Origin of the sequence: Volucribacter amazonae, assembly GCF_029783845.1 — a bacterium.
Classification (GTDB): domain Bacteria; phylum Pseudomonadota; class Gammaproteobacteria; order Enterobacterales; family Pasteurellaceae; genus Volucribacter; species Volucribacter amazonae.
The window spans coordinates 507,787-522,427 of sequence record NZ_LWID01000001.1; the positions used below are offsets into that span (position 1 = coordinate 507,787).

Annotated in this window: 23 protein-coding genes; 1 reads left to right on the forward strand and 22 read right to left on the reverse strand. The window is 39.8% G+C overall.

Annotation, left to right across the window (positions count from 1 at the left end; translation table 11 throughout):
- Positions 1 to 21 precede the first annotated feature (21 nt).
- Positions 22 to 180 carry a hypothetical protein gene (locus tag A6A20_RS02520; RefSeq protein ID WP_279571991.1) on the reverse strand — a complete coding sequence of 53 codons (159 nt, stop codon included), beginning with the start codon at positions 178 to 180 and terminating at the stop codon, positions 22 to 24.
- Between the two features lie 120 nt (positions 181 to 300).
- On the opposite strand from A6A20_RS02520, the gene A6A20_RS02525 reads away from it, so the two are divergent.
- A complete protein-coding gene (locus tag A6A20_RS02525) occupies positions 301 to 891 on the forward strand; it encodes an XRE family transcriptional regulator (RefSeq protein WP_279571992.1) in 591 nt (196 codons plus the stop codon).
- Between the two features lie 168 nt (positions 892 to 1,059).
- Here the strand turns inward: A6A20_RS02525 and A6A20_RS02530 are convergent, their stop codons facing one another.
- From A6A20_RS02530 to A6A20_RS02625, 21 genes are all read right to left on the reverse strand, one after another.
- Positions 1,060 to 1,578, reverse strand: a complete 519-nt coding sequence (locus tag A6A20_RS02530; protein ID WP_279571993.1) for a phage antirepressor N-terminal domain-containing protein — start codon at positions 1,576 to 1,578, stop codon at positions 1,060 to 1,062.
- A 176-nt stretch (positions 1,579 to 1,754) separates the two neighbouring features.
- The gene (locus A6A20_RS02535) at positions 1,755 to 2,012 is read right to left on the reverse strand and encodes a P22AR C-terminal domain-containing protein (RefSeq protein WP_424585404.1); all 258 of its coding nucleotides are present in this window, start codon (positions 2,010 to 2,012) and stop codon (positions 1,755 to 1,757) included.
- A 69-nt stretch (positions 2,013 to 2,081) separates the two neighbouring features.
- On the reverse strand, positions 2,082 to 2,426 hold the full coding sequence (locus A6A20_RS02540) for a BRO-N domain-containing protein (protein WP_279571994.1): 345 nt from the start codon (positions 2,424 to 2,426) through the stop codon (positions 2,082 to 2,084).
- 354 nt (positions 2,427 to 2,780) lie between these two features.
- The gene (gene yecR / locus A6A20_RS02545; RefSeq protein WP_279571995.1) at positions 2,781 to 3,092 is read right to left on the reverse strand and encodes a YecR family lipoprotein; all 312 of its coding nucleotides are present in this window, start codon (positions 3,090 to 3,092) and stop codon (positions 2,781 to 2,783) included.
- Positions 3,093 to 3,195: 103 nt separating this feature from the next.
- The gene (locus A6A20_RS02550; RefSeq protein ID WP_424585405.1) at positions 3,196 to 3,450 is read right to left on the reverse strand and encodes a phage tail assembly protein T; all 255 of its coding nucleotides are present in this window, start codon (positions 3,448 to 3,450) and stop codon (positions 3,196 to 3,198) included.
- Between the two features lie 26 nt (positions 3,451 to 3,476).
- Positions 3,477 to 3,887 (reverse strand): hypothetical protein, encoded by a 411-nt coding sequence (locus tag A6A20_RS02555; RefSeq protein ID WP_279571996.1) that lies wholly within the window; start codon positions 3,885 to 3,887, stop codon positions 3,477 to 3,479.
- A gap of 10 nt (positions 3,888 to 3,897) precedes the next feature.
- Positions 3,898 to 4,428 carry a Rha family transcriptional regulator gene (locus A6A20_RS02560; protein ID WP_279571997.1) on the reverse strand — a complete coding sequence of 177 codons (531 nt, stop codon included), beginning with the start codon at positions 4,426 to 4,428 and terminating at the stop codon, positions 3,898 to 3,900.
- A gap of 74 nt (positions 4,429 to 4,502) precedes the next feature.
- A complete protein-coding gene (locus A6A20_RS02565) occupies positions 4,503 to 5,153 on the reverse strand; it encodes a hypothetical protein (protein ID WP_279571998.1) in 651 nt (216 codons plus the stop codon).
- 3 nt (positions 5,154 to 5,156) lie between these two features.
- Complete coding sequence (gpU, locus tag A6A20_RS02570; protein WP_279571999.1) at positions 5,157 to 5,567, reverse strand: phage tail terminator protein; 411 nt, start codon at positions 5,565 to 5,567, stop codon at positions 5,157 to 5,159.
- A gap of 2 nt (positions 5,568 to 5,569) precedes the next feature.
- The gene (locus A6A20_RS02575; RefSeq protein WP_279572000.1) at positions 5,570 to 6,097 is read right to left on the reverse strand and encodes a phage tail protein; all 528 of its coding nucleotides are present in this window, start codon (positions 6,095 to 6,097) and stop codon (positions 5,570 to 5,572) included.
- 2 nt (positions 6,098 to 6,099) lie between these two features.
- Positions 6,100 to 6,387, reverse strand: coding sequence for a phage tail protein (locus A6A20_RS02580; RefSeq protein ID WP_279572001.1), 288 nt, complete (start codon positions 6,385 to 6,387; stop codon positions 6,100 to 6,102).
- Positions 6,380 to 6,703, reverse strand: coding sequence for a DUF2190 family protein (locus A6A20_RS02585; protein ID WP_279572002.1), 324 nt, complete (start codon positions 6,701 to 6,703; stop codon positions 6,380 to 6,382). The genes A6A20_RS02580 and A6A20_RS02585 overlap by 8 nt, the downstream gene beginning before the upstream one ends.
- Positions 6,704 to 6,771: 68 nt before the next feature.
- The gene (locus A6A20_RS02590) at positions 6,772 to 8,757 is read right to left on the reverse strand and encodes a ClpP-like prohead protease/major capsid protein fusion protein (RefSeq protein WP_279572003.1); all 1,986 of its coding nucleotides are present in this window, start codon (positions 8,755 to 8,757) and stop codon (positions 6,772 to 6,774) included.
- On the reverse strand, positions 8,717 to 10,213 hold the full coding sequence (locus A6A20_RS02595) for a phage portal protein (protein ID WP_279572004.1): 1,497 nt from the start codon (positions 10,211 to 10,213) through the stop codon (positions 8,717 to 8,719). The genes A6A20_RS02590 and A6A20_RS02595 overlap by 41 nt, the downstream gene beginning before the upstream one ends.
- Positions 10,210 to 10,437: a hypothetical protein gene (locus A6A20_RS02600; protein WP_279572005.1), complete on the reverse strand. Its 228-nt coding sequence runs from the start codon at positions 10,435 to 10,437 to the stop codon at positions 10,210 to 10,212. The genes A6A20_RS02595 and A6A20_RS02600 overlap by 4 nt, the downstream gene beginning before the upstream one ends.
- Positions 10,434 to 12,533, reverse strand: a complete 2,100-nt coding sequence (locus A6A20_RS02605) for a phage terminase large subunit family protein (RefSeq protein WP_279572006.1) — start codon at positions 12,531 to 12,533, stop codon at positions 10,434 to 10,436. The genes A6A20_RS02600 and A6A20_RS02605 overlap by 4 nt, the downstream gene beginning before the upstream one ends.
- Positions 12,533 to 13,003, reverse strand: coding sequence for a DUF1441 family protein (locus A6A20_RS02610; RefSeq protein WP_279573725.1), 471 nt, complete (start codon positions 13,001 to 13,003; stop codon positions 12,533 to 12,535). Before A6A20_RS02610 ends, A6A20_RS02605 begins: the two co-directional genes overlap by 1 nt.
- Positions 13,004 to 13,342: 339 nt before the next feature.
- A complete protein-coding gene (lysC, locus tag A6A20_RS12730) occupies positions 13,343 to 13,621 on the reverse strand; it encodes an Rz1-like lysis system protein LysC (protein WP_424585406.1) in 279 nt (92 codons plus the stop codon).
- Positions 13,521 to 13,850 (reverse strand): DUF2570 family protein, encoded by a 330-nt coding sequence (locus A6A20_RS02615; RefSeq protein ID WP_279572007.1) that lies wholly within the window; start codon positions 13,848 to 13,850, stop codon positions 13,521 to 13,523. Before A6A20_RS02615 ends, lysC begins: the two co-directional genes overlap by 101 nt.
- Complete coding sequence (locus A6A20_RS02620) at positions 13,835 to 14,365, reverse strand: lysozyme (protein ID WP_279572008.1); 531 nt, start codon at positions 14,363 to 14,365, stop codon at positions 13,835 to 13,837. Before A6A20_RS02620 ends, A6A20_RS02615 begins: the two co-directional genes overlap by 16 nt.
- Positions 14,340 to 14,576 carry a hypothetical protein gene (locus A6A20_RS02625; protein ID WP_132691460.1) on the reverse strand — a complete coding sequence of 79 codons (237 nt, stop codon included), beginning with the start codon at positions 14,574 to 14,576 and terminating at the stop codon, positions 14,340 to 14,342. The genes A6A20_RS02620 and A6A20_RS02625 overlap by 26 nt, the downstream gene beginning before the upstream one ends.
- Between the last annotated feature and the right edge of the window lie 65 nt (positions 14,577 to 14,641).

Here is a 14,641-nt window from a genome sequence, read left to right on the forward strand (position 1 = left end):
GCCATTAAGGCTTTCTTATTTCTATGCTTTTGTACTTTCATTTTTCATACATTCTTCTAAACAACGCTGAAGTTCACGTGTTACCGAGCGATAATTCTTTTTAGCCGAATTTTGTAGCCATTCAACGAGATAAGTGGGTAAGTTTGCAGTAATGTTTTTTTTACTTGTTTTTTCTTTCATAGTATTCACCTATAAATTTGTGTTAATATTATATAGTCGATCACAATTAAGTAATCAGTAGTAATATTATCATTAAAAAAGATAATTTCAAATAATTTTTTATTTATAAGAGTAATTTTTATGCCTTTATTGCCATTTAAACAGCTAATAAAAGAAAAGAGGATTAAACTAAATCTAGCCCAAAAAGAGGTTGCATCTCTAACAAATATTACGCCAGCACTGATTTCTAAATACGAAAATGGTTTATCTAAACCCCGTATAGAAACTGCAAAACGTATAGCCGAAGTACTACATATTGATTTAGAGACACTTATCAAATCACTTGAACAAAATGAGACTAGCTTAATTAAAGTACCTTTTTACTTAAGTGAAGACTATGACTCAGATTATTTTCATATTGCAGATGATATGTTACCTAAACATATAGATTCAAAGAATTTATTAGCTTACTACTATAAAGGTGATGCTATGGCACCTTTATTCCAAGACGGAGACATTTTACTGATTGATAAATCAGATACAAAAATCACTCTAAATTCAGCATGCTTAATTGAAATCGAGGATTATTGTGGAGTAAAACTTGTTAGCTATAATGATTTTGCTAAAGAGTATATTCTCAGCTCCGTCAATGAAAACTATCTACCAATATATATGAATAAAGGCAAAGTGAACATCATTGGTCGTGTTATTTGGTTTAGTCGATTTTTGTAAATTACTTATTTTTTCCACCTACCTTTACTTGATGTTTTGGTGTATACTTAATCAAAATTGCTCCTTAGTTGCTAAACTTGGATAAGGGGTAAAAGAAAACCCCCGATTGTTTGCCGTAATCGGGGTTTGTTTTTTATTACGATAACAAGGAGTTAGTTGTCAATGCTTTTAAATTGGCATAAATAGCTCCATTTGTTTAATCTGTAAAAACTCAATCTCTAACATTGCTTTCTCTTGCTTTCTTTTATTTAGCAATCGACCAGCTTCACTCCCCCGTTCTTTTGATTCTAAGTCCTTTTGTTTCCATTCTAATAATTTATTCTTAACCTCATCACGTCTAGCTACGCCTAGCGTCCAGTAATCCCATAAAGCTAAGAAACATTCTTCCTGATATTCCTCTAAGCGTGTTTTTAAATCCGAACGCACTTTGTTAGGATTAATTGAAAATAGCCAGCCGTTTAGCTTTTTGATGGGGATACAAAGCATTTCATATTTCTTGCCATCTTTCCCTGTTGTGGTGATATGACCACAACTGAATTTACCAGACTGATAGATTAATTTTCTATGTTGAGACTTCCAATCAAGTCCAATCCCTTCAACAATCTCACGCATAGCAACATAGGCTACGCCATTGTTATCCACTAATGTGATTTGTTGTCCTAAAAATTCTGCTTTTAATGTTTCCATATGATATGCCTCTTGGGTTTTAGATAATAAAAAACCCGACCATTTCTGATCGGGTTGTATTGCCTACAACAAATCTACCTTTACAGGCTTGGTATCTACCAATTTAAAGCTGTCTGAGGATTTTGGATAATAAAAAACCGCTCCTAAAATAAGAGCGGTCGATTTTGGGGAAGTTTTTAGAAATCCGTTTTATTAATAAGCTGTCGGTTTGGGCAGATACATGGAATTACCCTTGTCCAGTTAAGTTCTTTAGAATTAACAAAAGGACGTATCAGCCGTTGTAGCGTTTGTTGGGTATTTTCGTATTGTCGGCGATATTCGTGGTGGTGGCTGTACACCTTGCCTTTAAATCGTGAGCCTAATGCTTCTAGTGGCTCGATAAGTTCGCCAAGTAGTTCGTTCATTTGTTTATGTCCGAACCATAACCAAGCCAATTGTTGTAATTCATATTCAGTGAATTTGAATGTATAGGTAGGCTCTGGTTTGGGTAAGGGGAGTTGCTGTTATTGCTGAATACTATACCGCCCTGTTTGGCGGATTTGCGGGATCACTTCTTCAAAAATCCAGTCTTGGAATTTTACCGCTTCTGCTTTGCGTGATTTGAAAATCACTCGATATAAATTAGGTTCGTTAATGAATGTAATTTCATTCTTTCTGCCCTTACTATCGACACTATACATTAAATGTATACCGTCATTTTTTAAGTTAAATCTCAATGGGTTAGCATTTTGAATATCCAAAACCTGAGCGACATCAGTTAAACAAAATAATGGTTCTTTGTTTTTAATTTCAATACGGATAGGGGTGTTATTAAAATTAAAAGTTTGAAATGAAATTTGATTAGACATATTAGTCTCCTTGTATTTTGCGAAATTTGTACCCAACACATAAGGGGTGCCAAGAGGTTCGCAAGCTGCAAGAAGTCAGCTGGAGTTATTCCCCTTTCGGGTATTGTATTCCTCGCCCTCTCGGCATTGATTTTTTATTACCGTTTTTTACTCTAAAATTGACTGGAAAGAGAAAAGGAAAAGTCAAATTCTAGATACAAAAAAACCGCATAGGATTTCGGTTGCGGATTACCGCTTCTTGTTAAGGCTGCGACACCTTGTTGATGATAATAATGAAATGAGGGTTGGTTGTCAAATAAAATCCCCTGCTAATTTTCATTAGTAGGGGCGCTATTCTAAGATATTACTGAGGAATTATTTATCCAAACACTGATATTGAATAGTCACTAAAAAAAGAGCGCATCCGCCAAATCCACCAAAGCGAGTACATATTTGTTTTTGCCCACCAAATTTTTCAGCATTTTCATATCCCCAAGCAGAACATCTTTTTTTGGCAAGTTCTAGCCCTTTTTCTTCATTGATTATAGGGGTTTCAAATGGCGAATGTTCAAAAGATAATTCAATTGTACCATCTGCCTTGCTTCCACCAGTGGCAACAAGCTCTTTATTAACAGAACAACCCGCTAGCACAGCACTAATTAATCCAATTACCAATAATTTTTTCATAGATCCTCCGTAAATATTTCGGAAGTAATTAAATCATATTTACAGACAGCTTACAATAAATAAAGATCACTTTCATTTGATGAATAAAAATGATTGAATTACTCTAACGACTCGCCAAAAACACCTCTGAACCATCGTCAAAGACTTGCTCTTGTGTTTGTTCTGACGTTGTAGGGAAAAAAGGCATAAACTCACTAAGCTTGGACGAAGATTTTTTTGGATCGCTGTTGATCATCGCTAATAAATGGCTAATTTGAGCGGTGCGGTAATCTTCTCGCCAAAGCCCAAAGGGTTGTTGTTGATAAAAGAGTTGGTATTCTTGCAAGTGGCTTTCTGGCATTTGCTCAATTTCAGCCAATGTTTTTCCCAACGCAAGTGAGAGGGTTAATTGGAACTTGCGTCGGGTGGTGAGTTTTTTACTTGTTCCTCAGCAAGAGCTTCGCTTAGTTGTTCAAAAACACTTTTGTCCAATTGGCTTAGTGCGTTGAGATCATCAAGGTTGTTATGATCGAACAATTTTACCCCCTGTTGATCGCAAAGACGTAGGGCGAGGGTTCTGGCTAAGGTGTATGGATCATAAACTTGAGCTAGCTGTTTGCTTAGCTGTTCCTCATTATCAAAATCAAGCTCTATGCCTTGTTGTTGAGCAATTTGAATAAGGCGTTGTTGTTGTCCGTAAAGATGTTCATTAACTTCGCCAACAGTTAATTCTCGGATAAAATATTCTGCACCATCTATGTTGAGTGCTTTTAATTTCGGCTTAGTCGCTAGTAGTAATTCTCGATTACCTTTCATCGTATTTTCCTTATTGATTGGTTAAAAGTGGGAGTTCAATTTGCATTTTGTTTTCAAATACTTTTAGTGTTGCTTCAAGTAATGGCTTTTTCTCTTTCCATTGATTTAGCCCTTGTCCACAAAGACTAGCAAATTTCTGTTCGGCTTTATGTTCAAGACATAACGCATTATATTTATGTATTAAGCTATAACCTTCTTGTTGTAATTTTTCACGCATGAGATCAAATGCTTTGATAAATTCCACTTTAAATTTCATTGCTTTTTTTGTTCTATAACCCATCACTAAGAGTAAAAAACCATTTTTAGTCATTTGATACATTGGTTGTTTTCGTCCCCATTCATCAATATAGGTGGTCTCCTCAAAATTGAGGAGAGCAAATTCTCCACAATCTTGTTCAATAATGAGAGCTTTAATATCACGAATAATATTATCGTGCCGTTTACCAAATACTGTTGCGATATGACGAGATGTGGTAACGATACGTTGTTTCTCATTAACCTTTAGAAATTGTTCAAAGTTTTCTATTTTTTGCAGTGTCATTTTTAATCTCCTTGGATTTTTGATAATAAAAAACCGTATGCTTTGCCACATACGGTATTTAACGAATTATGCTGTTAACTAACAGGCAATAAATAATCTCTTGTTGCTTGTTTAATGGTTACGCCACTTTCAAACTTGCCTTTGACTTCGCCACTAATGTTGGCACTGGTTTGGATAAAGCCGGTGCCGTAAAGCGAACCTTGTTGTTCTTTGAAGACGATTAAATAAGGGAAAGTTTGTTTGCCATAGAATTTTTTGCGTAAATCCGCTTGCATGGTGGTGGCTGGGGCATAGAAAAAGGTCAGTTTTACTGAGCCATATTCAATATCCCCCGGTTCGGTTTCAGTACCTTCGCTACACATTGTCGTCACATCTTCTTCGGTAAGGGTGTCACCGTCTTTTTCAATGTTTTTAATGGCACAGAAATTGGATGACCATTTGACTTTTTCAATGGTGGCATTTTTGAAATCGGTAGGTTGGTCTTTGTCACGCCAATCTACTTCATCAGCCAAGGTAATGACTTCGCTTGCCACGGATTTAACAGGATAGTAGCCATCTAACGAACCAAGTCCGCTAATTTTGATCGCATCGCCTGCTTTTAAACCATTGGAGGCAACGGTTACGGTGGGCGTTGCAATGGTGCAAGCAGTGATTTTCTTACTGGCTTCTAAGCCAATGCCGAGATAAAATTTTGTTCCTTGAAAGGGGGTAGTTTTAGTTGCCATAATTTAGTCCTCATAGTTAATTTGATAACGAATATTTGCCACAAACCAAGTACGATTGGTTTGATCTTGTTCATAAAGGTATTCAGTCAAGGAGATTTCATTGACGACGTCAAAAATCGCCTCGGTTTTTACCGCTTGTTGAAGGCATTGTTTAACCTGTTCAGCAATGCGATCAAGCTCGGCTTCGCCTTCTGCGGTTTTAAGGTAAATCGCGATATTGAGAGCGGCGTTCCATTGATGACTACAAAGGGAAATTTCTTGAGCTTCAATATCACTGAGAAAAACGGCAATGACCGCTTTTTCCTGATCAATATCAATAAATAATGGACGACAGGGGTAAATATGATTGATAAGGGGAATATTCCCTGTTAAAAGGGCGGTCACTTTTTCACGAATTTTTTGATGTATTAACATGATTATTTTCCGAGTATAAATTGGAGTTGTTGACGTAACTCATTTTGTACTTGAGCAGGATAATCTTTCAGTTGTTGATGAAACGCATTGGTTAATGGGGTACTTAAGGGAATTTTAACCACATCAATAGGATAACGCGCTTTGCCGACACGTTGCATAATATGTTGTCGTCCGTTTTTCAGTTTTTGTTTAAAACCACGTTCAACCGCATACTTACCTACGATAATGCCACCTTTGCCTACCCATATTTTGTTTCTAGGGCGTTCTAACAAGCGAATTAATGGCATATCCATACGATTCACTCGCATTTTTGCCACAGGCTGACGCCGTTTCGCTGATTGACTACGCACACGTCCTTGTAAGGTTCTAACTGGAACACCAATATGAGCCGCCACTTGTTTAATCGCCTTTTTACGGGCATTTTTGGCAATTTTATTCAAACTTTTGGCAACGGCGTTAGGGAGCTGTTGTTTTACTAATTGTTGCGCATTGGCTTGTAGTTGTTCTAGCCCCGTTACCTTTACACTCATCGTTACTCCAACTGTAAAATAATAAGCTCATCACTAAAGCTAAACCCTCGTACAACGTAATGTTGTTGTCCACGACTAACCTGATGCCCTAATTTAGGTTGGTAACCTGAGGACTTAAACAAGGTTAGAGTACGACAGGTACCGTTAATAATCGGATCATCGCCCATTACATTAGGGCTTTCATCAAGTAAAGCAGGATATGGCTGATTTTGGATCAGCCATTCATTCATCATAAGCTGTTGAATATCTTGCTCTGCTTTTGCCAATGCTTGCTCAAAGGGGCTAAGCATTGATCTTTACCTCGACCAATGATGAAGAGGTATCTGAGTTTGTCCAAGCAATACCTAGCCGTTTATTTGATCCAGCGGTTAATGTTGCTCCCTCAGTATCAGACCAGTATAAAACCGCCCCTTGTTTAATATCATCGGCTTGTTTCGCTTTTACTTGCCATACACCGCCAACAATGGCTGTACCTGTGCCTTTGTTTTCTACATCGGTGACGCAGATACCAATCAGATCTTCTAATACGACGACTTCGCCACTGGTAAGCGTTTTTTTAGCCGTAAAATCAATGGTATCGCCTTGTTGAATAAAATTTTTTGCCATAATGTTTTCCTTTATAAATAAAAAACCGCTCAAAGAGCGGTCAGTTTTAGTGAAGTTTTTGCGATGGATTAGCTATTGGTTACACGTACAATACCACGATGGTCTAATACATTAACCCCTGCATCAATACGCACTTTGGTGGTTACCCCGTCCACATTAAAGCCTGTTTGCTGATCAATAAATGGCGTTTCCACCCCATTTAAATAGCTCACTTCAATGGCTTCTTTGTTAATTAGGTACCAGATTTTGGCATTTTGAGCTTGTAAGCGTTGCGATTTCACTACAGGCACAATATCTTTCAATGGATTGATGATACCTGAGTTAATCTCCGCCCCCTCTACTGAACTGGAGCCGATCACTTGTTTAGCTCTTGTATATAGGGCGGTAGGGGCAAGCAATAAATCAGGCTCAATCGCCAGTTGCTTACCATCAAAGGATTTTTGTCCATTCATTAACTGAATAGCACTATCAAGGGTAGCAATATCCATTTTGCCGCTCGTTAGGGTATTTTTATGGGAAGCATCATAGAGTTTTTTACCATCATAGCCCATCACAGGATCGCCGGTTAATTGCGCAAACACTAAATCCGCAATGGTAGCTCGTGCCGCTTGCCCTAATTTATAAGGCACTTGGGTTAACATATGCATATCATCATTAATGATAAGCTGACGTGTTAAGCTAAACATTCCGCCATAAGTGGCAAGGGAAACTTGGGTTCCTGTGTCGCTTAAGGTAACATAGCGATACTCAGCCCCCTCACGAACTTGTGGTAAGCTATCAAAGCCACCTAATCCGACCCGATAAGCAGGACGGAAATCCGTTAAGGTGCCTTTATGTGTCCATTGCTCAAAGTTTTCGGTGCTTTCTGCCCAACCTTTTAAGACGGATTTATGTGCAACATCAATGAGAATCTGCCCAAAATCAGAGGTAGAGTGAGTAAAGGCTAAACCGACCATTTGCATTGGATTGAGGTTTAAAATGCTGATACCTCGATCAGTTAAAGACACTCGGGCTAATTCACGCAATGTCATTGCATTGTAAGCGTTGTCTTTTTGGCTACCCTCAAAGCCTGCTCGGGCAAGCAATGAGGCTTTGACACTATCGCCCACTAAATTACCGTTGTCTACATAAATATAGTTTTGTGGCACGCTTGGGCTGGTATTTTCGCCTAATTTAGCTAACAGTTTGTCTTTGGCTTGCTCTGGGCTAATATGAATATCTCCTAAACATTCCACCAATAATTCATTGTATTGCCCATTAAAGGGCGCAAATACCGCTTTAATGGCTTGGTTACGTTCCGCCATTTGGGCTTGTAATTGTGCCGTCTGAGCTGGCGCTTCTGGCTGGGATTGCGTTGTAGGTTGTTCTTGTTGGCTTAACGCCTGTACGCGGTTATCTTCTGTAGATAACATATCTTTAATGTGTTTTGGCATATTGTTGTAGTCCTCTAGTTTTTTGGATTGATAGGAAGCCATTGCCTGTAAGGGCTTGGCAAGTATATCGGCGAAACCTTGTTCAACACATTCTCGTCCGTTAAGCCAAGTTTCGCAGGCTAGCATTTCGGCTAACTCTTGGTGAGATTTGCCGGTTTTTTCAGCGTACGCAGGAATTAAAATATGTTCTACTTTATCAAGCAGATCAGCATATTTACGCATTTCTTCCGCATCGCCACCTTGTACGCCCCAAGGCTTATGGATCATCATCATAGCATTTTCAGGCATAATGATTTCATCGCCTGCCATGGCAATGACCGATGCCATAGAGGCAGCAAGACCGTCAATATAGACGGTCTTTTTCGCTGGATGATTTTTGAGAAGGTTGTAAATGGCAATGCCCTCAAATACATCGCCTCCGGGCGAATGAATATGAATATCAAGCTGTTCTAAATCTTTACCTAAGGCAGTAAGTTCTTTGCTAAAGGCTTTTGCAGTAACACCTAAAAAACCAATTTCTTCAAAAATACGGATTTCAGCCCCTTGTTTACCTTTGGCTTGGATTTGATACCAAGAACGGCTATTCTTTGTCAGTGCTGGATTGTGCTGTGTTGTTGTCATAATGGGTTACCTGTGTATTGGTTAAATCTGTATCAAATTTCAGTCCATATTTACGGTTTTCTCCCACTTCAAGGATACGCCGTTGTTTAATTTCCGCAGGATTTGCGCCACTGGCTCGTACGGCTTGGCTTTCGGTGGCGAGTCCGCCACGAATTCGTACAGCCCAAACATTTGCTTCTTTGATCGGGTCGATCCAAGGCATAACAGGCCCTGAGTAAATGGCATTAAATAGGGAATCCTTATTAATATTATGCGGTAAATGAATGACGCCTGAGGCAATCGCCATTTTTAACCATTCTCGATATATTGGGCGAGAAATGGTGGCCACAAACCAATCTTGTAACACCGCATAGCCTTCAAAACTTTCCACTAATTCTTGCCGTTGAGCAGAATAGGTGCCGTTATAATCACGAGCAATACTGGAGTAGCTAGAACGTGTACCTGCGGCGGTCGCTCTAAGTTGCCCATTACGGAAATGTTCTAAATTGGTGTTGGGGCGGTTTGAATTGATCAAGCCAATATCTTCCCCCGGTTTTAAGTCATCAATCACCGCCCCTGGTGCAATATCAAATAAGCGTTGTTCTTGATGAAGATCGCTTTCTTCATATAAAGGTGCATCGCCTTTCTTAATATATAAGGTCATTGCGGCTGCGATACGAGCTGCCACTCTTTCGCTTTCTTCATACTCTTTTAAATCCGCTAAGCGAATGATTACGCCATGTAATAAACTTACACCACGAAGTTGGTGAAGTCGCTTACGGAAAGCAAGATGCAGCATATTTTCAGCATTGACAATTTTCACTTTATCCGTGCTATGCCGAGGCTCTTGTGGGTTTTCTAGGTAAACTTGATAAGCGGTGGGTTTTCGCCAAGCATTAATGTAAATGCCTTGCACCAGCCCCTGTTCCGCTTCATTATTCGCTAATGGGACAAAATCTGGCTCTAAGGCTTCAAGAGAAAAAGCAATGGGAGAAGCGTGCTTTAGTCCTGCTACTTTACCTTTAATTAACTGAACAAAAACCTCGCCATCTCTTAACCATGTTCTTAGTAGCATACGTTCTAGTAAGGGACGAGTATATAAGCCTGTTACCTCAGGTTTTACCGACCATTCTGCCCATAAACGGCGAATTTGCTCTGCCAGTTCTTCGTGAACGTCGCCTGATAGGGTTAATGGCTGAGGCTCAACGTGAATACCCTTTGAGCCAATAACCCGCTCTTCCATTTTGTCTAAAATACCAATCACAATATCGTGATTTTGATCTAACGAGCGAGCTTGCTCTCTGAGGCTTATGGCACTTTGCTGTATAGTACGATTGGCTCCTTGCCCTTCTCGTATAGCTTTATGGCTACGGCTAGGTAGGGTGGCTTCGTAAGCATTTAGCACATAACGATTTCTTGCTCGACTAACCGCCCATTTGGGCGAAAAGGCGGCAATGGTTTTTTCCAGAATATTCATGAAATTAATCTCGCATATTTGATTCGGTGTTTTTTCACTCGTTGCCCTGTTTCGGCAAGTTGTTGGTCTAACATGAGTTGATAACGTTCTCTTTGCTTAGTTAACTCATTAATGTTGTATGCCACTGTTCGCCCATTGAAACTGACTTGGCTTTGACCTGCTTCAATTTTTTCATCAAGTAAACGGATTTTTTGTTTGAGTTCTTCAATGGTATAAATATTCATAACCAACCTCTTTTATTGTTTTGCCCATTTAACCAAGTTGACGGATTTTCTTTATTCGCTTTTGGAAATTGTCCTGAGGGAGTAGGGGATTGCTCAGAAAGTGCGGTATGATTTCGCAAAATATTGGGATTGATTTCCGCTAAATTTGCCCAACTTGGTACATCTCGTTCATCACCCCATTTAATGCGTTCATAGCCTCGTAAAATGGCAACTGCGTGGGCATAACAGAATAAATCAAGGGCTTCATTATTCCCTTTGCCCGGTTTTCGCCATTTACCATCAGCACCTCGCTCTTCGTACACTAATTCATTAAAAAACCATTCTCCTAACCAATCGGGAAAATGAATGTAATTTGCCCCCACTGTTTGGCGTGCAAGGGCATTACTAATACGATCTTTGAGATAATCTGTTTGTAACAGGTATAAAGGCACATCACCTCGTGCGGAAGAATGACGATCTGAACGATGGGTATTATCGGGGTAAGTGCGAGTAATTAACTTTTGTCGTTTTGTACTGTCGCCCTTGACCAAATAGACTTTTTTGGCAATCCCATCTCGCCGACATTGTCGCCAGAAACGATAGGCATTATCGGTAACCCCCTCTTCCCCTCCGCTATCTACTGCCATGGCTAAAATCGGCATAGCATATTGAGTAGGGTAAGCAAGGGGATAGGTTTTTTCTAATACATCAGAAACCAATATCGCCCAATCATCAGCATTTCTTGGATCAATAGGTTCGATGACTCCATCGGCATCAGGTAAACGATGAGAAATATTATAGCGATCTATTAACCAACGTTCGCCATCTTCGCCATAGCCCACAATCTGTACCACAAATCGGCGATGCCTTCCGCCTTGAATATCTACCGCCGCAATTAAGAAACGGCATTGAGCAGGAACTGTTTTTGCCTCCCAACTTTCTCGACGTTCCATTAATTCATCGGCTCGTCGCTGTTCAAGGGCAGAACGAGGTAAATAAGGTAAGCCCCAGTCAGTATTAATGACCGCTTTGAGGGTTTCCTCACTGCCTGTCATTTCATATTCCTGTTCTGCGTTTAACAGTTTATAAGTAAGCTGAGACCAAGTTTGATATGCTGCGGCCGGACCTTCTAGCCAGAATGAAGCAATGCGTGATTTTCTCCCTTCGCCATAAATCTTACCCTGCTTATCAATGCGTTGCCCCTCTTTCAACCATACGCCATGAATATTTAACTCCCGTTTCATTTCAGGTGCGATCAAGGATTGACAGTGGGGACATTGTAATCTTGCCTTTTCGCTCGCTATAACAAAATCAGGATCATCACGGAACCCTACCATATTCGCCATACTGGGTTCAAAATATTCACTGCAATGTGGGCATTTCCAATAAAAACGACGCCGATCTCCTCGATTGTATAAACTTAAAATACCAGTAGTGGCAGGGGCTTCGTGTGTACTTTTAGGACGATGCTTAATATCGACAATATCTTTACCGGGCGAGCTTTCTACCAAAGTCATCCCAGCGGACATAAAGGTCGTTGTTCGTTTACTAGCGAGAGAAAAGCCGTCTCCTTCTCCGTCAATATCCTCTGGCCAGCGATCATAATCAGTTAATGCAACATATTTATAATCGGAAGAAGAAAGAACATTAATAGATGGCCAACCGATTTTAAGTAAATTTCCCGCTCTGAAATATTTATCGTGAACATTATTATCATTTTTACGAGGACTTAACCGCTTTGCGATTTCAGGAGAACATCGGAATGTTCTCTCTAAACGTTTACGGCTATGCTCACTAGCTTTTTCTTGGGTTAGCTGTACCAGTAAAAAATCAGAGGGATCGCAAATGATAGAATAAGAAATCCAACCATCAATCAAACCAATGGTTTTTCCCGTTCGTGCGGGGCCAACAAAAATAACCGCATCATATTCACGTGAACTCAAACAATCCATTGGCTCAAGGATATAAGCTGCCGTATGTTTATCCCATTTTACGGAATTTCCTCCCCCAATAGGAACACGCATATATTCAGCAACCGCCTCTGAGACCTTCATTCGTCGTGGTGCTTTTACCGCATTCGCTATATCTCGACGAATATCTTTTGCTGATGCAAACATTATTTTTCCTCATTATTAGTATGTTGAATATGTAATGCCATTTGATCACGAATATCATCAATAATTTGTTGTACACGAATAAGTGCATTTGGCTGTAACCCTGCATCTCGCTCTAAAATGTCAGGCAAGGTTTCTAACTGCTGTACCACTGCCTTTGCCAAAATACTCATTTCCTGAGCCACTTCATAGGAAGGAATTAACTCTCCAGTTTCTCGCTCATACCTCAATCGTTCATTTTCTGCTTGCCAAAACGCTCGCCTGTCATTAGGCGACATTCCATCGACATCCGCCGTCATCTTTTCTTGCAAGCCTAAACGAATAAGATCGGATATAAGATACAGTTTTAATTTACTATTACTCCCAACACTTGGCGTTAATCCCGCAACACGTTGAGATACCGTCTGGCGGTGCATTCCAACGATTTCCGCAATCTGATTTATGTTTAATTTCAGATCGTGTAAATTTTCCATAACCTGTATCTCAATATCCAAATAAAATAAATCCTTGAATAAAAAACATTCAAACCGCCGAAAGATGATGATGGCTAGAAAAGCAAAAAACTGCCAAAAACCGCGCGCCCCAACCCCGTGGAATAAGGGTACCCCCTTGGGAGTACCTTTTTCACATCAATGTAAATTATTTTGCTTTAACACAGTGACCTTTAATATATCGGCATAGTTAAAACATCTTCAAATTTCACATTTAGCCCCTCTTGTACTTGGTGGATATGACGAGGAAGCTTGCACTGTAATAAGTAAAACAAAAGCGACTTGTTAGTCGCTTATCCTATTAAACCTATAAACTGATATTTACCGTTGAGCCTGCTCAACTATCCATTCCCGAATTTTATCTACCCGATTCGCACACATATCCCGCTCTTTCATTACCATACGTAAATACGTGATTGCTTCGCCGTAAGTTTGAGCGGTAAAAGGTGTGCGTTGGCAGGGTAGGGTGTAGATGGTTGGTGGCGTTAAATAAGTTATCTTAGTCTGATTGCTGCAACCGCTTAATAACATCAGCAGGCAAGCGAGTAGTGGCACAATGCTCTTTTGATAAAGTGCGGTCAATAATTTGAATATCTTCATCGGCTTTTACCTTTTGTCTATGTTCTTCCGCTGTGAGCTTAACAATCGCTTGTCGCTCTTGTTCAAGGCTTAATGTTAATTGCCGTTGCTGTTGAGTCAGTTGCTCAATGGTTTGGGCTTGTGTTTGGTTATCGGCTTTTAAGCGATTGATACGTTGTGATTGATAGAATGACCAAAGGCATAACCCCAACACTGCCACAATCACAATCTGATTTAATCGGCTAAACATAATTCTTTCTCTTGCTGACGGCGTTTTACTAAGCCATTTAACTTTTTACCACCAGAATAAACCCAACGTTCAAACTGGTTACACATTGCAGGCGTATAGCCCTGATTTGCCATTCTAAATAACGTTGAGCTTTGCATCTTGCCACAGCCCGTATTAAAGGTCAGCGAAACCATCGCCTCAAATGCTCCTAACGGCATATTACGACCGTTACCAAACCGATTGACACATTTTTCTGCCACTTTAAGCTGCTTAACCCAAGCCTGAGCAATGTCGTCTAAGGAATACACCTTGCCTTGTTCTATCTTTTCGCCACTGGTTTCTGCCGTCCCAATCCCAACCGTTAAAATGCCTGCGGGGCAATAGTACGGCGTTTGGCGACACCCTTCAGCATTACCAATAATGGCTAATCCTCGTTCGGTAATGCGTAATTCATCGGCATAATACATACTCACTAAGCCGATTACTGCCCCAACGGAGCAAATAACCGCACTAATTTTCTTCTGATTGATTTTCATTTCTTAGTCCACGTTTTAACTGCTGCACTTTTAAATCATGTAATTCTTTTTGACGTTTTCCCTCTTGCCATTTCGCATAAGCATTAACAAGGGCTGTAACCACACCCACACATAAACTTGCAAGGGCTAATTTTTCCTCAAATGAATACATTGCCCAAAATGCCCCAAACCCAGACCAGAAATAACTTTGATTTCCTGCGTCTTTAAACATATTGATCCTTGAAAAATAGAGAAAATTGATGAATTATTTTTTGGATACAAACTTAAGTTTGTATT